This is a genomic window from Methanosarcina sp. Kolksee, from assembly GCF_000969945.1.
Lineage (GTDB): Archaea > Halobacteriota > Methanosarcinia > Methanosarcinales > Methanosarcinaceae > Methanosarcina > Methanosarcina vacuolata.
In genome coordinates, this window is sequence record NZ_CP009524.1 from 928073 (window position 1) to 947422 (window position 19350).

16 protein-coding genes are annotated in these 19350 nt (G+C 42.5%); 8 read left to right on the forward strand and 8 right to left on the reverse strand.

The annotated features are described in order from the left end of the window. Window positions 1–53 precede the first annotated feature (53 nt). The 5 genes from MSKOL_RS03940 to MSKOL_RS03960 all read left to right on the forward strand — a co-directional run bounded on the left by MSKOL_RS03940 (window position 54) and on the right by MSKOL_RS03960 (window position 4201). Window positions 54–548 carry a hypothetical protein gene (locus MSKOL_RS03940; protein WP_052725329.1) on the forward strand — a complete coding sequence of 165 codons (495 nt, stop codon included), beginning with the start codon at window positions 54–56 and terminating at the stop codon, window positions 546–548. A gap of 20 nt (window positions 549–568) precedes the next feature. Further along, window positions 569–1222: a hypothetical protein gene (locus tag MSKOL_RS03945; protein WP_231592430.1), complete on the forward strand. Its 654-nt coding sequence runs from the start codon at window positions 569–571 to the stop codon at window positions 1220–1222. Continuing rightward, on the forward strand, window positions 1203–1844 hold the full coding sequence (locus MSKOL_RS03950; RefSeq protein WP_231592615.1) for a hypothetical protein: 642 nt from the start codon (window positions 1203–1205) through the stop codon (window positions 1842–1844). Before MSKOL_RS03945 ends, MSKOL_RS03950 begins: the two co-directional genes overlap by 20 nt. Window positions 1845–2088: 244 nt before the next feature. Next, window positions 2089–3390: a hypothetical protein gene (locus MSKOL_RS03955; protein WP_048153834.1), complete on the forward strand. Its 1302-nt coding sequence runs from the start codon at window positions 2089–2091 to the stop codon at window positions 3388–3390. A 352-nt stretch (window positions 3391–3742) separates the two neighbouring features. Next, window positions 3743–4201, forward strand: coding sequence for a 30S ribosomal protein S15 (locus MSKOL_RS03960; RefSeq protein WP_048118374.1), 459 nt, complete (start codon window positions 3743–3745; stop codon window positions 4199–4201). A 160-nt stretch (window positions 4202–4361) separates the two neighbouring features. Here MSKOL_RS03960 and MSKOL_RS03965 read toward each other — a convergent pair whose 3' ends face one another. From MSKOL_RS03965 to nadC, 5 genes are all read right to left on the reverse strand, one after another. Further along, the gene (locus MSKOL_RS03965; protein ID WP_048153836.1) at window positions 4362–5144 is read right to left on the reverse strand and encodes an ABC transporter ATP-binding protein; all 783 of its coding nucleotides are present in this window, start codon (window positions 5142–5144) and stop codon (window positions 4362–4364) included. Beyond that, complete coding sequence (locus MSKOL_RS03970; RefSeq protein WP_048118380.1) at window positions 5141–6211, reverse strand: iron ABC transporter permease; 1071 nt, start codon at window positions 6209–6211, stop codon at window positions 5141–5143. Before MSKOL_RS03970 ends, MSKOL_RS03965 begins: the two co-directional genes overlap by 4 nt. 18 nt (window positions 6212–6229) lie before the next feature. Next, the gene (locus MSKOL_RS03975) at window positions 6230–7441 is read right to left on the reverse strand and encodes an iron ABC transporter substrate-binding protein (protein WP_048153838.1); all 1212 of its coding nucleotides are present in this window, start codon (window positions 7439–7441) and stop codon (window positions 6230–6232) included. Between the two features lie 444 nt (window positions 7442–7885). Beyond that, window positions 7886–9091, reverse strand: coding sequence for an iron ABC transporter substrate-binding protein (locus tag MSKOL_RS03980; RefSeq protein WP_048153840.1), 1206 nt, complete (start codon window positions 9089–9091; stop codon window positions 7886–7888). A gap of 355 nt (window positions 9092–9446) precedes the next feature. Beyond that, a complete protein-coding gene (gene nadC / locus MSKOL_RS03985) occupies window positions 9447–10271 on the reverse strand; it encodes a carboxylating nicotinate-nucleotide diphosphorylase (RefSeq protein WP_048118387.1) in 825 nt (274 codons plus the stop codon). Between the two features lie 225 nt (window positions 10272–10496). Here nadC and MSKOL_RS03990 point away from each other — a divergent pair, with 225 nt between their 5' ends. Together MSKOL_RS03990 and nadA are read left to right on the forward strand one after the other, a co-directional pair. Then, complete coding sequence (locus MSKOL_RS03990) at window positions 10497–11312, forward strand: aspartate dehydrogenase (RefSeq protein ID WP_082091025.1); 816 nt, start codon at window positions 10497–10499, stop codon at window positions 11310–11312. A 520-nt stretch (window positions 11313–11832) separates the two neighbouring features. After that, on the forward strand, window positions 11833–12747 hold the full coding sequence (gene nadA, locus MSKOL_RS03995; RefSeq protein ID WP_048118390.1) for a quinolinate synthase NadA: 915 nt from the start codon (window positions 11833–11835) through the stop codon (window positions 12745–12747). 177 nt (window positions 12748–12924) lie between these two features. Here the strand turns inward: nadA and MSKOL_RS18635 are convergent, their stop codons facing one another. Beyond that, window positions 12925–14604 carry a PGF-pre-PGF domain-containing protein gene (locus tag MSKOL_RS18635; protein ID WP_052725330.1) on the reverse strand — a complete coding sequence of 560 codons (1680 nt, stop codon included), beginning with the start codon at window positions 14602–14604 and terminating at the stop codon, window positions 12925–12927. A gap of 1229 nt (window positions 14605–15833) precedes the next feature. Between MSKOL_RS18635 and MSKOL_RS04005 the strand changes: the two genes are divergently transcribed. Then, on the forward strand, window positions 15834–16703 hold the full coding sequence (locus tag MSKOL_RS04005) for a geranylgeranylglycerol-phosphate geranylgeranyltransferase (protein WP_048153842.1): 870 nt from the start codon (window positions 15834–15836) through the stop codon (window positions 16701–16703). 54 nt (window positions 16704–16757) lie between these two features. Here the strand turns inward: MSKOL_RS04005 and MSKOL_RS04010 are convergent, their stop codons facing one another. Then, the gene (locus MSKOL_RS04010; protein ID WP_048153844.1) at window positions 16758–17990 is read right to left on the reverse strand and encodes a methionine adenosyltransferase; all 1233 of its coding nucleotides are present in this window, start codon (window positions 17988–17990) and stop codon (window positions 16758–16760) included. A 465-nt stretch (window positions 17991–18455) separates the two neighbouring features. Then, window positions 18456–19205, reverse strand: a complete 750-nt coding sequence (locus tag MSKOL_RS04020) for an RNA ligase partner protein (protein WP_048118397.1) — start codon at window positions 19203–19205, stop codon at window positions 18456–18458. Between the last annotated feature and the right edge of the window lie 145 nt (window positions 19206–19350).

Consider the following 19350-nt stretch of genomic DNA (forward strand, 5'->3'; position numbering starts at 1 on the left):
GTTTTCCGTATTTTGGGTTAGGAGGATAATTTACGGTCAATCAAGATCCATTTTTGCCTCGTTCGATTGAAACTGACGAATCCGCAGTTGTTTCGCTTCCTTTCAGGCTGACAGTCTCAGGCATCCTTTTTGCTGTGATTTTACTCCTCTCCTTCGGCTATCTTTATGATTTTCTGGACGAAGCAAAGGAAAAAACAGCTCTGGATGAGATTTCAAGGCTTACGGCTGCTGCCGAACAGCTCTCCTTCCGTGGGGAAGGAAGTGAAGTTTCCCTGGAGCTCAGGCTGCCTGAAGGCGTAAGTGTGGATTTTGGGGCTCTTCCTGGCAGGCAGGACAAATGGCCTGCGGATGCTAACGATTACTGCGTCCACACAGGAGAGAAAAGCACTTTCTATTATTCGTGTGCCTCTTTCTCAAACCCTGACCTTAACGGGCCCGTATTCCTTGGTTCAGGTAGGCACAGGCTCTCGCTCTCAACAAAACTCGAACCAAAATTCGGAAGGCTATTCGTAATTATTTCTGAGAATATTACTCTTAATAAAATTTAATGCATAGGAGAAGATCTGCTGTGAGGGATTTTGCTCGCGATGACTCTGCATGGGCCGATTTCTTGATTTCAAAAGCGGCTCTAATTCTTGCAAGTGTTGTCTTTTTTGCGGCACTTTTTAATCTGATTGCCAGTTTCAAGGGGCTTGAAACCCGGGAAAAGCTTGATTTTCTTGCTCTGGACTTTAAAACTGCAGTAGATGAGGTCGGATCGAGCAATTCCCAGGTCGAAACTCAACAGGGGTTTCAGGAGAAATTTCAGAGCGGGTCTCAAGATGAATTTCGCGAATCTTCCTATTGTTTCAGTGAACAGGAAATTTTTAGGGATTTGCCTTTTGCGGGAGACATAAAGGTACGGGTTTCTGGAGAATATGTCTGTCTGGAAGCCGAGTCAGGAGAACGGAGTTTCAGGGCTGTAAAACCCTTCGCCTTCAGGGTTTTGCCTCTTGACGAATCTATCCTGCACGAAAAACTCAGTGAGGAATTTGGAGCTCCAGGCAACGAGGAAATTCCTCTTACAGCCGATTATTCTGAAATTAGGGCTTTTCTCCAGGCATTGGGGGCCGAAGAAGCAGTCCTGAACCCGAATGAAAATATTTCATTAAAGAAAGAATTCATTTATATGAAAGATGAGGAGGGGGTCTCTGCTTTTGGCTGTGTCCTTGTTTATCAATGACTCCCTGTTTAACGGTGATCTGCTTGAAGCTCTACTCAAAAAACGGCTCACAACTACAGCTCGGCTCAAAGACACAGCCCGGCTCAAAGATTTTTTAAAACCTGTGAAAAAAACGTGTGCGTTAATGTCCAGGGACGAACGTGGGGTGCTTGAACCTCATACCGATCTACTCTCCGTAGCCCTTGCAGTGATAGGTTTTATGGTTTTCGCAGCCCTGATGTCACAGACCTATCTTGGATACGAAGACCGTTCATTTGCTCTTGAAAATTACGAGACCGCATCTCTTATTGCTGAAAACCTGGCAGATGCCCCTGCTCTGGAAGCGGAAAGCACAGGCTTGCTTTCGGCAGCTTCACTTGACGCATTTTCGGGCCCTAATGGAGCTAACGAAAGAGAGAGGCTTTTTGCAGCTTTTTCCAGGAATTACCGATTTCTGGTTGAAGTCCGGACAGGAGACGGCCAGTGGCACTGGCAGATCAAACCAGATGATGCCGAACCTGATGCTTTTGCCGACGGCCTGGAAAAAGTTGCAGCCTCTGTGCCCGTTGTTATCAAACTCAATCCTGCCGAATCGGTCCCCGGAACCCTTACTGTGGTGATTTATAAGACAGAATGGAACTGAAAAAGAAGGTCAGCAAATGAGAAAAGCCGGAGAGAAGTTAGAAAAATTGCATCGAAATTAAAGAGCCGAGCGAAGTTAGAAAAATTGTATAAAAATTAAAAAGCCATATAAAAATTTGAAAAGGTACATGGAAATTGAAGAATCGCGTGGAAGGTCTAAAAAAAGCGTGAAAACTCAAAAAGCTGGATGGAAATTAGAGTGAACCTGAAAATGAGAAATCTGGCATGAAAGTGAGAGAAATTGCATGAAAGAGAAGATAACCGGAGATCCCATAAAGAGAAGCAGGGAATTAAGAATAAGAGAGCAGAATAAAGTAAGATATCCAATAGTTCCTGAAATCCCCTGGCAATTCACAAAGAAAAAAGGCAAGATGACTGCGGAATGTTCAGGTTATTTCACGGTTTTTGACGCTCTTTTTCTGCTTGTCCTGATTTCACTTGCAGGTATCTTGCTAATACCTTCCATGCAGGCAGAAAAGCAATATTATGCAGCCGGGTATGTCACTTCTTCGGAACTTGACGTTTATCTGCTTGAGTCACTGCTTTCCTGTAAACTTGAGAATTTCGAATACGAGATTTCCCCTCTTGAAGCTCTTAATATATCAATACCTGAAAACTCAGTTGTGGACAATTCTTCTCACGCCCTTTTCGGGAAAGAGCAGAAACACAGGACGTTTGCTGACCTGGTTGCGGAATATCTTTCCCTTTCCCTTGCGATCTCGAATAATGACTCTTTAGTTTTCCTGAATCCTCTTGCTGCAGACTATTCTTCCAGAAACAAGGAGTTCATTTCAGCATATATAGATCAGAAAGCCGCGGGAAGGTTTTCCTACAGGTTTGAGGCTTACTGGCATCCTGTGGAAGCTTTTCCTGTACAAAGCGAGCTTATTATTGGTGAAGAGCCTCCTGCAAATGCAATCCGACAAAGTACAAAGCTTTCCATGCCCCTTTATTCCAGCCCTCCTTCAAAAGCTGTTCTGCTTGCTTCTGTTAATGACTCAGTACTTGAAGCTTCTCTGAACTCTTCAGATGAAGAAGCCAGTAAGATACTCTTTCAGGCTTTTAATGCTTCACTTGACGCAGCAGCCCTCGAAGGTGCAGAGGTACTTACCGAGCTGCTCTTCCCATCGGATTATTTTGGGGCGGGATTTGGGGAGGAAAATGAGGAATCTTTCCAGACCCTTATCTATGGAGTTTCTGAAAATCCTGTAGAGAGAAAGTACGGAGGAGAAGCTTTTGCGGTATATTTTTTGGATTTACTTGAAGCCGGGTTCCCAATTAATTCCGGGGCTTTTTCTGAAAATACATCAACAGCCGAGTTATCTTTACTTGAAGACATGACGACAGAGTATATAAAAAGTGAAATCCGGAGCGAGCTTGAAGGTGAATTCTCAGATGAGGTCAACGAAACGGTTTATTCCGTTCTTGAAGCTGAAAATCTTTCAGAAGCCCGAGCCCTTCGCGATGCGCATGTCGAGTCTGTTTACAGGCAGATAAATCCTGGTGGGGCGCGAATAGTTTTGAGCTTCTGGAACTCTAATTCATGAACCTGGATATAGAACTTGGATATAGAACCTGGATATAGAACCTGATATAGAATCTGGATATATACTCAGATAAAATGTGCTTATGGAAAGCGTTTACCACTGAAGCTTTTCAATCTGAAAGGAGACAGACGCTTCCCAACACAAAATATATATGTTATGGTGCGTTCTCTAGTGATGTTTTTACCGAAAAACTTACGCTTTTCCAGGGATTCCTGAAAAGCCACGCAGCAGTTTGCTGTGGCGGATTAAATCTCCCGATCGATGTATTGGTCCGTTATAGTCGGTAAAGATATAACTTCAGCCCGAAGAGTCCTCTTCAGGGCATCGATCAATTGATATCAGGAGAATTATTATGGCAAAAATGCATACCAAAAGAAAAGGCAAGTCTGCTTCCACCAGACCAATCAGAACCGAGCCGCCTGAGTGGTGCAAGATCAGCGCAGAAGAAGTTACTACAATCACTCTTGACCTCTGGAAACAGGGTGTCTCTACTTCCGAAATCGGGATGACTTTAAGGGACCGTTACGGGGTTCCTGATGCCAAGCTTGTCACAGGTAAGAAGATCACAGCCATTCTTAAGGAGAACAATGCTCTTCCAAACGTTCCGGAAGACCTTACCAATCTGATTGTGAAGGCCCTGAGGCTCAGAAAGCACCTTTCTGTTAACAAGAAAGACGTCCACAACAAGCGTGCCCTTAACCTTACTGAATCCAAGATCAGAAGGCTTGTTAAGTACTACCAGCAGGAAAAGGTACTTCCGAGAGACTGGTTCTACAAACCTGAAACTGCAGAAATGATGATTACCAGGTAAAAACCTGGAAATCTTTCTCTGGTCGGTTTTGCCTCTCTGGCAAACCGAACCTCTATTTTAAAATCTACTTTTACTTTTTTCTCTGACCTTATTCTTTCGGACTACTTTTGAAATTGTTATATACTCATTCTTGAAAGAATTCCTTACTTGTTGCTGGTTTTTACAGGTTATGTACAAGTGCTACTTCAGGGCTTCCAGGAACCACACAGCGCATACCTGCAATCTCCCCGATAATTACAGGCAAGCCATACACTTCCTCGATCACCTTAGGTGTAATTACCTCGGCGCCCCCTTGCGCGTGGACTTTCCCTTCCTTCATGAAAATAAACCGGTCTGCGTACCTGAGGGCCTGGTTAAGGTCGTGCATTGTCATTATGGCTGCAATTCTGTGCTCAAGGACAATCTGCCTGATAATGGCCAGAATCTCAACCTGATTTTTCATATCAAGGCTGCTTGTAGGTTCGTCAAGGAGGAGGACTTTTGGCTCCTGTACGAGTGAACGTGCAATTGCGACCTTCTGGAGTTCTCCGCCGCTCATTTCATCGATATATGAAAGGCGGAGTTTTTCCATGGAAAGTAACTTGAAGACAGAATCGACTATTTGAAGGTCTTTTACGGTAACGTCCCACTTGATATGGGGCCGTCTTCCAAGCAGGACTGCATCAAAAGCTGTCAGCCTTCCTGTTTCCACCCGCTGGGGAACATACCCAACAAGGCGTGCGATCTCCATTGTTCCTAGGTCAAAAAGGTTATTTCCATCAAGATGAACTGTTCCCCCGTTTGGGCGGAGAATTTTGTTAAGACATTTTAAAAGTGTAGTCTTACCAACCCCATTGGGCCCAAGGATTGCTACAATTTCTCCTTCCTCGATGGAAAAAGCTATTTCATGGAGAATTTTACGGTTTCGATACAAAAATTCAAGTTCCTTTACTGAAAGTATCATCGTTTGTACCCCTTAAGAAGTAAGTATATGAAAACCGGTGCTCCCATGAAAGCAGTAAGAATAGATACGGGAAGCACATATGGTGATATTATAAGCCTTGCCGCAGTGTCTGATGCCAGAAGCAGGATTCCTCCAAACAGAGTAGAGCCAGGTATCAGGTAACGCTGGTCATCCCCTATGACCCTTCTGACCATATGAGGACAGACCAGCCCTATAAACCCTATAACCCCAAGAAATGCAACAATCACTGCCGAGACCAGGGCTGCGATTACCATGCCTACTAACCTTGTCCTTTCCACATTGACACCGAGACCCTTTGCGGTCTCATCGCCTGCATCTATGGCATTATAGTTCCAGCAATTGGCAACGAAGAATATAACTGCAAGCAACACAACGCCAGCCATTATCTCAAGTTCCGTCCAGGTTACTCTTCCGACATCGCCAAAAGTCCAGAAAACGACTGCTGCAAGCTGGGTATCGTCAGCAAAGTACTGGAGGAATGCCGTGCCTGCGGTAAAGAGGGAAGAAAGCGCAACTCCTGCAAGTACCATTACCTCGGGCGAAGCCCCCCGTATGCTCGAGATTAGCAGGATCACTCCTGTCGCAAGAAGGCAAAAGAAAAGAGCTACCGTTGTTGTCAGGTAAGGGTTGTTGATTGTCACAGCATTTGCAACTGTGGACTGCATTTTTCCGGTACCGAGGACCACAACAGACACTGCAGCTCCGAAAGCACCGGCATTTGAAATTCCAAGCGTGAAAGGAGATGCAATGGGATTACGCAGTATAGACTGCATTGCAACCCCTGCAACCGAGAGCCCGGCTCCTGCAACTATTGCAGCCAGAGCTTGAGGGAGCCGGATGTTCCAGATAATTAAATCCCATTTTGTAGAAACGCTGTGTCCCGTTATGGTTTGCAGCACTTCATTAGGTGGTATTGTCACTTCTCCTACCGAGATCGAGTAAATAAGCATAATGAAGAGGAACAGAAGCCCCCCCATTAGCCAGAAGTATTTTCTGCGTATGTACACAAGATAATCTTCTGGAACTGCCCCTTTGGCAAAATGCACCTTTTTATACCCTCCATCTTATTGCAGAATTTGTTTAAAGCCCATATTGCTGTAATTTCCGTTCAGATCTGAAAATACAGGTTTACCAACGAAGAAAGTGTATATTTCGTCAGCTTTTGCTTCCGGATCGATATCTTCAAACCTGTCCGGATAGAGCACTTTTCCGATAAAATAAGCGTCTGCAAGTACGGACTCATAGTTGGTGCTGTAGAAATTATAAGGGATTACTCCATAGACTTTTTTATTTTTCACAGCCGAGAGTCCTGCAAGGGATGTATCATTTTTCAGTTCTCCAATTGCACCTTCGTTACCAAGCTGGAGGGTACCAACATCGACAAATATATACTCGGGATCCCAGTCTATGAGTGCCTCCTTAGCAATATCCGCATGTTCTGTGCCCATTCCGGCTGCGACATTCTTTGCATTCACCCAGAGGAATGGTGCGTAAGCAGGTTCGGTAGCGATTATTCCATGAGCTCCAGCCATACCGACCCCACCAATATAGGCAGTTTTTCTTTCATATTCCGGAATGTCGGCAGTCCTGTTTTCAAGATCCTGCATCGTAGCATTGATATAATTGATTACTTCCTCTGCTCTTTCCTGTTTGCCTACTGCCTTGCCCATTATCCTCAGAGAGCTGTACACTTCGGCTTTCTGTGTCTCATTATTCAAAGACCCGTAAGGGAATGAGACCACAGGGATACCGGTTTTGTCCTGAAGGACTTCGGCTTCAGTGGCAGTAGGTGCTGCTGCCTGCCCAATCATACTGGCTTTCAGGATAACCTGAGGGTTAACTTCAATGATTTTCTCAGGGTCGTCTTTACCCCTGGCCTCTCCAATCAGAGGATAGTTTTTGAGCTGGGGATTCGCATATACATAGGGGCGACCCTCGTTTTTGTTTTCCTTTTTTTCCATGCTGTCAACCCCTACTACGTCATCCTGAGCCTGCAGGTATACTAGGTAACGCAGGCACCCGGCTCCTGAACAAACAACCTTGGTGACATTTTCAGGTATGGTGACTTCCCTGCCAAATCCATCCGTGAGTGTAAATGCTCCAGATTCTGCTGCCTTATCGGCGCCTGAAACTCCTGAAGCTTCTGCTGAAGCCGATCCGTTCTGATCCTTATCAGATGAGGACTTGTCTGCACATCCTGAAGCCACTACCAGGGCAGCAATGAGCAATCCTATAAAAATAATTTTATATATGTTATTACTATAATTAAACTTCATGTTACATCCCTTTATGATCAAAGAGTAAAAGTATTACATAAAATTAACGAAATTCTCTTAATTTAATATCCAATCTAACTAATTTTTTGAAAATAATGAGCTATTGTGATTTTTTAAGCCAGATAAGTATAAACTTATGGTGTAACTTTAACCAACTTGCTTTTAACTATTAAAAATGAAAAACTATGATGATGGCTGTTTTTTGGCAGACCAATTACTTTAAAATGTTAACTCCGTGAAAAATTAATTCAATGAAATCAGAACTAAAGAGTGGAATAAAATTAAAAAAATAAGATAAAAATACAACAAAATAAACTAAAAAATAATTTATTAATATTTAAAAATTGTATAAAGTAATTTTTGAGCAGACTCCGAAACTAAAAATTACTTCATTGTAATCTTTCTAAACTATCGATTGGTAAAACGAACTTTTTTATACCTCAATCATAGTGGAATCGATTTGAACCCAAGGTTGTCGTACTGTCCATTAAGTTCAGAGAATACAGGTTTACCAAGGAAGAAGGTATAAATTTCGTCAGCTTTTGCTTCCGGATCGATATCTTCAAACCTGTCCGGATAGAGCACTTTTCCTACAAAATAAGCGTTTGCAAGTACGGACTCATAATTGGTGCTGTAGTAGTTGTATGGAATCACTCCATAGACCTTTTTATTCTTTACAGCCGAGAGTCCTGAGAGAGACGTATCATTCTTAAGCTCTCCAATTGCTCCTTCGTTACCAACCTGGAGAGTCCCGATATCAATAAATATGTACTCTGGGTCCCAGTCTACAAGTGCTTCTTTGGCAATATCCGCATGCTCTGCACCCATTCCGGCTGCAACATTATTTGCATTCACCCAGAGGAATGGTGGATAAGCAGGTTCCGTTGAGATTATCCCATGGGCTCCAGCCATACTCACACCACCAATATAGGCAGTCTTTCTTTCGGATTCCGGAATGTCGGCAGTCCTGTTTTCCAGGTCTTGCATTGTAGCATTGATATAATTGATTACTTCCTCTGCTCTTTCCTGTTTGCCTACTACCTGACCCATTATACGGAGTGAATTGTACATTTCGGCTTTCTGTTCCTCGTTCTTTAAAGAGCCGTAAGGGAACATGACAACAGGAATGCCAGTTTTATTCTGAAGCGTATCGGCATCAGCACCGTTGGTTGCTGCCGACTGGCCGCTTGTCCCGGTTTTCAGAATGACCTGGGGGCTGATGGCAATTATCTTTTCAGGATCATCTTTGCCTCTGAACTCTCCAATAAGGGGATAATCTTTGAGCTGTGGGTTTGCAAGAGCATAGGGACGACCTTCAAACGCGCTTTCCTCTTTCTCTAAGCTATCAACCCCTACTACATCGTCCTGAGCCTGCAGGTATACAAGATATCGCAGGCATCCGGCTCCCGAGCAAACAACCCGCTCCACATTTTCAGATATGGTAACTTCCCTGCCAAATCCGTCCGTGAGTGTCATCGCTCCAGATTCTGCTGCCTTATCAGCGTCCGAAACTCCCGAAGTTTCTGATGGAGACGATCCATTATCACTAGATGTGGATTTGTTCGTGCACCCTGAAGTCACTATAAGGGCAGCAATGAGTATTCCAATTAAAATAACTTTAGATAATTTGTTACTATAATTAAATTTCATGTTACTTTCCTCTAAGTTCAGAAAGTAAAAGTATTACATAAAATTAACTAAATTTTCTTAATTGTTATTAAATTTCAACAAATCCACTAAAATGATGAGTTATTGTGACATTTAAAGCAGCGTGACATTTAAAGCAGCTGAAGATAAACTTACGATGTAACTTGAACCAGCTTTCTTTTAATGAATGAAAATAAGAACTGTGATAGTGGCTGTTTTCTGGGGAATTAACACCTGCAAAAGGTTAACTCCGTTAAAACTGATAAGGTAAAACGGAGCTAAAAATAGGATAAAACTAAAAATTAACACAAAAATTATTATTATTATTATTATTATTATTATTACTATTACTTGTTTATTATTTTACGATTTCCAGGCTCATATCTATCCATCTTGATTTATGGATAAGGGAGCCCATAGAGATGACATCTACTTCTGTTTTTGCATAACTTTCAAGGTTTTCCTGGGAAATTCCTCCGGATGCCTCCACAATAACTGAGTTTCGAAGCCCTTTTCTGTTAAGTGTTTGGAGAGTTTTTTGGATAGCTTCAGGCTTCATATTGTCCAACATTATAATATCAGCTCCAAGTTCTGCAGCGAGTACAGCGTGTTCTACAGACTCGACCTCGACTTCTATTTTCCGGGTGAAGCTGGTTTTTTTTGCGGCCTCAATTGCGGCTTCTATTCCCATTAGTTTGACATGGTTATCCTTAATCATAACCGAGTCAGAGAGGTTAAACCTGTGAGTGTCTCCTCCGCCTGCAGCTACAGCCAGCTTTTCGAACTTCCTTAAACCGGGAGTGGTTTTTCTGGTGCAGGCCACCCTTGTAGTCACGGAATACTTCCTTACCGTATCCACGCATACCCGGGTAAGAGTGGCAATCCCGCTAAGGTGCCCGAGGAAATTAAGGGCCAATCTCTCTGCCCTGAGAATGGATACTGCTCCTCCCTTTACCCTGAAAATGATCTCCCCTTCTTTTAGGCGATCACCGTCTTTAAGAGTGGTTTCAGCCTGAATTCCAAGATAGCAAAAAATTGATTCGGCTTCTTTAATCCCCGCAACAGTACAGTCTTCCTTTGTGAAAATAATAGCTTCTGCAGGTTTGTCAGGTACAATGGTGCACGAGACATCATCGTATCCCAGATCTTCTTCTATAAAGCTTTCAACCTCTTTGATAAGCATGATTTTTACCCTGCTATTTTATGTTGGACGGATTTATAAGAGGTACGGGCGTTTTGGTTTTTCCTCTCATTAAGAAAATAGTCTCAATAATCTCAATATTCTCACTAATCTCAACAGAAGGCTTTAAAAGAAGGAAAGAAATACAGTACCCCGGTCCTCAGGCTTTTAAAGCCGGGTACTAAAATCTAAAGATCAAGATTTATTGATCATTTACAGGAGCCTGAAATGCTGAAAATAGGAGTTATTGGTTGCGGATTTATTGGTGGACAGATTTGCAAGGCTATTGACAAAGGAGTTATTAACGCGGAGTTGTATGCTATCTCCGACTCTTCTAAGAGCAAAGTCCTGGAACTTACAGCCTCCCTGAAAAGGTACAGTCCTGCTTCAATGACGATTGAGGAACTACTGCAAAATGTAGACTTTGTTATAGAAAGTGCCTCTCAAAAAGCTGTCAGGTTAATAGTACCGCAGGCTCTTGAAGCTGGGCGCGATGTCATGGTTATGAGTGTAGGCGCTCTTGCGGACGAAGAACTCAGAGAAAGGCTCTTCAGACTTGCAGAGCAGAATAACTGCAAGCTCTATTTCCCTTCAGGCGCCGTTGCTGGTATCGATGGAATAAACTCTGCCTCAGCAGCGGGAATATCATCAGTTACCCTTACTACCAGAAAACCGCCTATGGGCCTTGTAGGGGCTCCCCATGTTGAAGCTCTGGGAATCAAGCTTGAAACAATCGAAAAAGAAACCCTGCTTTTTGAAGGGACTGCCTCGGAAGCAGTTAAAGCCTTTCCAGCAAATGTCAATGTTGCAGCCACAATAAGCCTGGCAGGCATAGGTTTTGAACGGACAAAAGTAAGAGTAATCGCTGACCCTACTCTGTCCAGAAATGTACATGAGATAACTGTAGAAGGCGAATTCGGGAAACTTTCCACAAGAGTCGAAAACCTTCCCTCCCCGGAAAATCCGAAAACCAGTTACCTTGCAGCCCTTTCTGCAATTTCCACCCTGAAAAAGATCCTGAGCCCAGTCCAGATCGGAACCTGAATTAATAACGAAACTCTTAAAGTTAATATACTGCACTATTTTACTCACACAGTAAATAATGCAATATCTTACTGGTTCATTAAGCGAAAGAGCAGAGATTTTTACTTCTAAATTAGTACACTTCTTCTAAATTCGTCCACCTGAGCGCAAGCGTGGCGCCACTTGGCGATACCAGCCAGGTCATCCGACCAGGTCGTTTTCGCTCAAGCCTTTTTTGAAAAGGCTTGTGAGCAAGCAGTTTTCTCAAAAGGGTCGCAGAACTTAGGTGGCAACTCGGAAGCTCACAAATATTATTCACAAATATTATATAGTGCGGGAGAGTTAAGCACGTAAGCTCTCAGGAGCAAATGGCATGTGTGCAAAAAGAGCGCGCGGGATGGAATTTTCGTCGTTGCACTTCTTTTTAAGTTCATTCGCCTGTTAAAACCTTATATTTAAACTGGTTATTTTAAGCTTGATCTTCAATCTCATATCCGGATCCCTATTTCCGGACTTTATTCCAAAAACTTATGGTGGTCCCATGCAGCAAGCAGAGCTAATAAAAAGGATCAAAGAACTCAAAATAAAACGAAATGCAGTTATTCTTGCTCATTACTATTCCCGTCCTGAGGTTCAGGATATTGCAGATTTTGTAGGAGACTCACTGGGCCTTAGCCAGGAAGCTGTCCGTCAGACTGCTGATGTCATTGTTTTTTGCGGCGTCCATTTTATGGGAGAAAGCGCTGCAATTCTCTGTCCTGATAAAACAGTCCTCCTCCCCGAAATTGATGCCACCTGCCCGATGGCAGACATGGTGGATATTGAAGGTCTCAGGAGAGAAAAAGAAAAACATCCTGATGCCGTGGTGGTCTGCTATGTCAACAGCTCGGCTGCCATTAAAGCTGAATCTTACATCTGCTGTACGTCTGCAAATGCCGTAGAGGTGGTAAACTCCCTGGAAGCTGATGAGGTTATTTTTGTGCCTGATAAAAACCTGGCTGCCTATGTAGAAGCCAGGACTGACAAAAAAATTATTCCCTGGGAGGGGCACTGTCCAACGCACCACCAGATCCTGAGAGAGGATGTCCTCAAAATGAAGGAAAAACATCCTGAAGCTAAGTTTATTGCACATCCCGAATGCCGCCCCGAGGTTCTGGATCTTGCAGACCATATAGCAAGCACGCGAGGGATGATAATGTATGCAAAAAACTCTCCTGCAAAAGAGTTCATTATAGGTACGGAATGCGGACTCCTTCATGGGCTACATAAGGCAGCTCCCGAAAAGAAACACTACTGCATATCGGAATTTGCCTGCTGTCCGAGCATGAAAATGGTTAATCTTGAAAAAGTCCTGGTCTCTCTTGAAAAAGTCCAGCACATAGTCACTGTCCCGTACGATGTGAGGATCAAAGCAAAAGAAGCACTTGATCGAATGCTCGCAGTAAAAATTCGATAAACATCAGGTGTTTTAAACTTGTATGTGAGATTCACTTAATTTCAATGATACGAAAAATAGTAAGAAGCAGGTGAGAAGAGAATCTCACATACTTCATTTCTCACATACTTCATTTCTCACATACTTCATTTCTCACATACTTCATTTCTCACATACTTCATCTAACGTACATTTTTCTCAGATCTTTTTCTTAAATATGCCATATCCAACAAGCAGCATGAAAAGCGGTAAGGAAATTGCCATAAGTATCCTGGCTGCTCCCATTGGATTCTTTATCATACTGCTCTCATTTCCTGCACTTCCGTAAAGAACTGCTCTTCCTTCGGTTCCCAGGTTTCTAAGGGTTTCCTGTATTTTTCCTGCCCCACTGATTTTCATTATATTTTGCCCGGTATATTCCGTAATTGCAAAGAAGGAATATCCAGGAGTTTCCGATTTAAAGTAAATATAATTCTCGTCTTCTCCAACTTTTTCCGTGTAAAGTGGCTGCCAGTTATTATCATATCTTTGAAGGACTACCTGAGCCTCACTTATATTATTATCTTTGATCCATGCCTTCTCAACCTTGAACTCCACAAACCCACTTTTAATGGAAGTAGGCAGCCCTGCTCCACGATCTCCTACCCAGATATTCACATATTTATATGCTGTGCCTTCAGGAGAGGTCGGGACAAGGGTAGATCTGTTTTTAAGTTCTTCTACAACTGTTGTTGTTTTTCTAAACGTCTTTTTCGGGTCAAATTCAATCTGTACGATGCATGTAGCATTTTTTGCAAAATTGAATTGGACAGGATATCCACTTATGATACTCTCGGTGGCAAGTTCCCTAACAGCAATATTGGTCGCGGGCTCACTGGAAACAAGAGTCATACCCGAATTGCTAGAAGAATTTGAGTCATCATTTCCTGTATCGGAACTCTCGTTATCTGCACTTATAGTATCCGAACTTTCGGTACCTGAACTTTCATTATCTGAACTTGTGTTATCCGAGGTTTGAGTATCCGAACTTGTATCTGAGCTTACGGTATCCGAGTTTTTGGTGTCTGAGTTCCCAGTATCCGAACTTGTATCTGAGCTTACGGTATCCGAGTTTTTGGTGCCTGAATTTCCACTATCTGAACTTTCGCCTGAGTTTGCGTCACCAGAGTCTGAATTTCCTGTATCTGAACTTTTATTATCTGAAACCGAATCTCCTGTATCCGAACTTTCATTATCTGATCCAGGGTCTGAACTTTCATTATCTGATCCAGGGTCTAAACTTCCATTATCTGATCCAGGGTCTAAACTTCCGTTATCAGATCCAGGGTCTAAACTTCCATTATCTGATCCGGGGTCTAAACTTCCGTTATCAGATCCAGGGTCTAAACTTCCATTATCAGATCCGGAGTCTGAACCTCCATCATTCGGATCAGTGCTTGAATTTCCGTTATCGGATCCAGAATCTGAACTTCCATTATCAGATCCAGAGTCTGAACTTCCATTATCAGATCCAGAGTCTGAACTTCCATTATCAGATCCAGAGTCTGAACTTCCATTATCAGATCCAGAATCTGAACTTCCATTATCGGATACAGAGTCTGAATCCCCTTTGTCTGTGTTTGAGTCTCCAGTATCCGTGTCTGAACTTCCACTGTCTGAGACTGAATCTCCTGAATCTGAACTTCCACTGTCTGAGACTGAATCTCCTGAATCTGAACTTCCACTGTCTGAGACTGAATCTCCTGTATCTGAACTTCCACTATCTGAGACTGAGCTTTCGTTGTCCCCCAGAGCATGTACCATGCCGGGAGCCATTCCGAGGATTATTAGCATTATCAACATTATATAAAATAGTGAATTACAAAAACCGGCTTTCATTTTTTATTTGCCTCCACCCACACGTCTGTAAGCAGAAATGTCTGGTATGCAAGTAAGTTATTGACAAGTAACCATGTAATTTATAGAAACAATATCCAAGGATTTATTTTACAGGTTGTCTCAAAACTCGACTCATTTCTACAATTGGATAATTAAATTGTTGACTTTAAATTCATATCGAAAATTATTCTGAAATTCATGTATGCGTTTGCCTTGAAATAGAGCACATTATTCTATTTGTAGAATCAAATGTAGTTTTGAGACAGCTTGTTTCGTAGATTTTTCCCATAAGTTGTTAGTTTAAAGTTGTTAGTTTAAAGTTGTTAGTTTAAAGTTGTTAGTCTAAAGTTGTTAGTTTAAAGTTGTTAGTTTAAAGTTGTTAGTCTAAAGTTGTTAGTTTAAAGTTGTTAGTTTAAAGTTGTTAGTCTCAGACATTCTTTGTTCAAAGCCAATGTTTTGAACTTAGTAATGGCAGAAGCAAAACATGATTTAAAGGTCAGGAATCACATTGATTACATCTGCCTGTTATTTTGAGGCTGACTAATACTTAATAGATATCAAAGGGAAGAACAGCAAGAAATAAACTTTGTTTTACTTAATATTATCCTTTCGATAAATATACTCCTAAAATTATGTTACATATCATATGGATTCCATCCCAAAATCAATTTTATTCCCAAATTAATAGGAAATTTGGAACTAATTTCCACGATAAAAAACTCGATTGTTTATTCTGAATACGGCTTAAGAGAAGTAATTTTGAGTTTTGGGACCAGTTCAGTACAATTTGAGTCCTCCTATTGAGAAGAGATCAATCAGATCAGACGTCTTGAACCGAAACCGTTGCGCCGATTTATCACAAACCGTTGCGCCGGTTTATCACGCCGGATAGGGTTTGGGGACAAGAGTCCCAAACTCAAATGTTACCAGATCATTTTTCTCCTCCCCTGGCCCAGACACTTTTAGGTTTGGGGACAAGAGTCCCAAACTCAAATGTTACCAGGGGTTTTTACTTAAGCCTTTTTTCAACAGGGTCGCAGTTAAGCCTTTTATTAAAAAAGTCATAACCACTCCCGCCGCGTAACCCAAAACAAAACTTGAATAAATCATTCCTCTGAGCGAACGAAGTGAGCAAAAAGGGCACCATCCTTCCGAGAAGGGACTCGGGTGACGGAACCCGGGCGAGAAAATCCGATACCTTTAATACTTTATAATACTGCTTTGTTGTGATGTCTGCAGGTGTACGCACATATCTGGAGATTATGAGATACGAAAACTGCTTCATGGCAAGTTTTGCAGCCGTAATCGGAACATTGATAGCTTTTAATATCCTGACCTCTAATGCTCCCAGTTCTTATAGCCCTGAAAAATTTCCGTTCTTTTTATCAGGCCTTATATTCCTGGTCGTATTTTTGATTTCAGGCGCAGGAAATACCATTAATGACTATTTTGATGTCAGGATAGACTCAATCAATCGCCCTGATAGGCCTATTCCATCAGGCAGGATGAATTTAAAAGAAGCCCTTTATTTCTCTTATGTCCTGTTTGCCCTCGGGACACTTCTGGCTTTCTCAATCAACCCAATTTGCGGGGTTATTGCCTTATTTAATTCGCTAATGTTAATCTTCTACGCAAAAACCCTCAAAGGTACTCCTCTTTTGGGAAACCTGAGCATAGGCTACCTTACCGGCTCTACTTTTTTATTTGGAGCCTCGGTTTTTGGACTTGAAGGACTCAAAGCCCTTTTTGTGCTATTCCTGCTTGCAGCCCTTACGATTACTGCCCGGGAAATTGTAAAGGACATTGAGGATATGGAAGGCGATAAAATGGAAGGGGCAGATACTTTACCTCTTCGGGTCGGAGCAAAAAAAGCAAGCTACCTTGCAGTGCTTATAGGGTTACTGGCCGTAGTTTTTAGCCCTCTTCCTTATCTTCTGTCGGTACTTGGCTTGCATTATCTTTACTTTGTCCTTCTTGCAGACCTTGGATTTCTTGCAGCGATCTATCAGCTTCTTGCTCGCAACAATCCTGCGAAATCTTCAAAAATGTTCAAGATCGCAATGTTCTTTGCGCTCATTGCTTTTATTGCCGGGGTATAAATTTTCCCGGATCAAACTTTTCCCGGATAATACTTTTCCCGGATCAAACTTTTCTCAGCATACAGGGCATTTTCCTGCAACAAGTTCCATGGAGAAGGCCTGTATATTCTCAAGCTCTTTTTCTATTACCTCAGCCACTTCTTTTTCTACCTCGCTCGCAGATCCCTTCTTCATAACGAGCTGGGCAGTTGCAATCTGAGGCTGGTCGATTGGAGTTCCAATTTCACTCAAAAGCCAGACATAAACTTCGGAGATATCAGGCACCTCACTGTAGATCCGCGCTGCAATCCTGTGGGAAAGAAGATTGTAAACCTTTCCTGTATGGCTTACAGGATTTTTACCTGCGGCAGCTTCACTGCTAACAGGACGATTTAGCGGGATTATTCCGTTTACGCGGTTTCCACGCCCTACCTGCCCACCATCTGCATCTTCCGCAGAAGTGCCGGTTACCGTAGTATAAATTCCCAGCAGCCCCCTACCCGGAATGTCCAGAGTATTAAGGGAAACGGTCGGTTTCAGACACATGCAGCCCTCAAATTCAGCCCTTGCTTTTTCTGCAAACCCGGCAGTAAATTCCTCAATCCGGTCGTGCAACTCAATTTTCTTCTTAAAGTACGCTTCTTCCGATTCAATAAACCTATCCACAAGCGGCATTGCAACAGTCAGGTGCATATCTTCCCTGTGTCTGAGCCCCATAACTTTTACGTCTTCTCCGGACTCCGGATATTCCTTTTTGAACTTTCTTGAGTTCAGGAATCTCTCGCATTCGAAAACAAGTTTCTCAGTGGGGCTTAGAGGAGCATATCCAACTGCTGCGGAAGTGTCATTTGCCCCGAGGATCTCTTTTCCCCTGCTAAAGATGTCCGTAAGTTCTGCAGAACCTCTTTTTAACTCGATCTGGTAAATGAGATTCTCAGGGTCTACAAAGCGGAGATTATCCTGGAGCCATTGCTGCGCCGTACTGACCGCAAGCTCAGGAACATCGATTTCTACCCCCTGCGCTTCAAAAGTAGCCCTATCCCCGATGATAAGTCTCATAGGGCTTACAACTCTGCCTCCTCCCAATTTTCCTTCCACTTCCCCTGCAACGAGCATGCCTTTGTCTATATTGTAGTGCAGGATACTCCCGAAAGTCTCAAGGTACTTCTGGCTCAGCTTTACCGAAATTTGTTCCATTATGGCATCACATATATAGTCCGGATGCCCCAGCCCTTTTCTTTCAACAACTTCAACTCTCTGGCGGTAAACTTCAGATGCTTTTAATTCGTCTATAACTATATTTCTCAAACTCTTTCCCCCCAAACGAATATGATATCCTTTGAACAAGATGCACAACCTATGAAAGTGCTTGCAGATGGCATCATTTTCATGCTGATTTTAAATAGGTACAGTTCCTTTAAATGCAGTTTCCCTGAATGCAGTTTCCTTAAAGGCATTTTCTTTAAAGGTACGATTTCTTTAAAGGTACAATTTCTTAAAAAGCACAATTTCTTAAAAAGTACGGTTTCCTTAAGGCATAATTCCTTTAAGGCTTGATAAAATTGGCATCTACTATTCCTCACTAAGGCTCATATCTCGATAATACAGGTCTGAAGTTAATTCCCCTGATTAAACCTCCAGACTGTTATCAGACTAAATTTCAAGCCTCTGATCTGAGTATATTTCAACCTTCTTATCTGACTGAGTACCCAGATTTTCATTATTATCCGGGCTTCGATTTCGATAATTATCAAGCGTTGAGTATCAAAGTTATTAGATAAATTCTATTTCTCCCGACGGTCCTTCTTTGTTTTTGTCCCTGTTTCCTGACTCCGGCTCATTTTCGTTTTCCGGAAGATGCTTCAGGTACTCCTGTATCATCATGGGAAAAACGTTTGCAGGTACAAAGCGGACTCCAAGCTGTTCGGCCCACTTTTCAATCCCGTAATCGCTTGCAATTACGGCGGCATCAAGCTCCTTGGCAAGGATAAGAACATCAATATCAGGAGCACTATCGAGAATTCCATATCTCAGAGCAGCTCGATATTTGTTCCGGAATTTGCCAATGATCCCTCCAATTACTTCCCTCTCAACCTCTTCCTTATACTCTTTTTTCTTGTTTTGCGGGTTTTCCATAAAGAGGCATTCAGTAGCTGCCTCCCATATCGCGTCCTCAGCTACTCCCATTCCCCGGTTAATTCTTTCCCGCATATAGGCAACATATTCATGAAAGATCTGAGAAGTTACGCTAACTCTATACCGGTCAGGAGATTTTTTTACAAGCCAGGTATCTATTTTAGCCACGACCTCCCTGTCACAGCCGTTGCGACTTGCAAATTCGTACATCTCTTTATATACTGACGGATAGGGCACGTAGCAACTTATCCCGAAATGCAGACGAGCATCGGCTATTAGGTCAAGAATCGCTTTCATTCCCTCGCAAAGGGACGCATAGCCCATAACCTCACGCGTCTGCAGGTCCGTTAATGCTGTAGTATCCAGCACAAATCTCTGCTTAAGCATTTTTTCGAACCCTTTTAAGTAATCTTCTTTATCGTTTTGTATTCTTTATCGTTTTGTATTCTTTATCGTCTTGTATTCTTTATCGTCTTATGTATTGATCAAAGATGAATAAAATTCTTTGTTTTATTCCCTTATTTTCTTCCGT

Bases quoted from the DNA above. Each gene is read 5' to 3' on its own strand.
- MSKOL_RS03955 (WP_048153834.1), top strand. From the start codon at position 2,089: ATGAAAGAGAAGATAACCGGAGATCCCATAAAGAGAAGCAGGGAATTA.
- MSKOL_RS03960 (WP_048118374.1), top strand. From the start codon at position 3,743: ATGGCAAAAATGCATACCAAAAGAAAAGGCAAGTCTGCTTCCACCAGA.
- MSKOL_RS03965 (WP_048153836.1), bottom strand. From the start codon at position 5,144: ATGATACTTTCAGTAAAGGAACTTGAATTTTTGTATCGAAACCGTAAA.
- MSKOL_RS03975 (WP_048153838.1), bottom strand. From the start codon at position 7,441: ATGAAGTTTAATTATAGTAATAACATATATAAAATTATTTTTATAGGA.
- MSKOL_RS03980 (WP_048153840.1), bottom strand. From the start codon at position 9,091: ATGAAATTTAATTATAGTAACAAATTATCTAAAGTTATTTTAATTGGA.
- nadC (WP_048118387.1), bottom strand. From the start codon at position 10,271: ATGCTTATCAAAGAGGTTGAAAGCTTTATAGAAGAAGATCTGGGATAC.
- MSKOL_RS03990 (WP_082091025.1), top strand. From the start codon at position 10,497: ATGCTGAAAATAGGAGTTATTGGTTGCGGATTTATTGGTGGACAGATT.
- nadA (WP_048118390.1), top strand. From the start codon at position 11,833: ATGCAGCAAGCAGAGCTAATAAAAAGGATCAAAGAACTCAAAATAAAA.
- MSKOL_RS18635 (WP_052725330.1), bottom strand. From the start codon at position 14,604: ATGAAAGCCGGTTTTTGTAATTCACTATTTTATATAATGTTGATAATG.
- MSKOL_RS04005 (WP_048153842.1), top strand. From the start codon at position 15,834: ATGTCTGCAGGTGTACGCACATATCTGGAGATTATGAGATACGAAAAC.
- MSKOL_RS04020 (WP_048118397.1), bottom strand. From the start codon at position 19,205: ATGCTTAAGCAGAGATTTGTGCTGGATACTACAGCATTAACGGACCTG.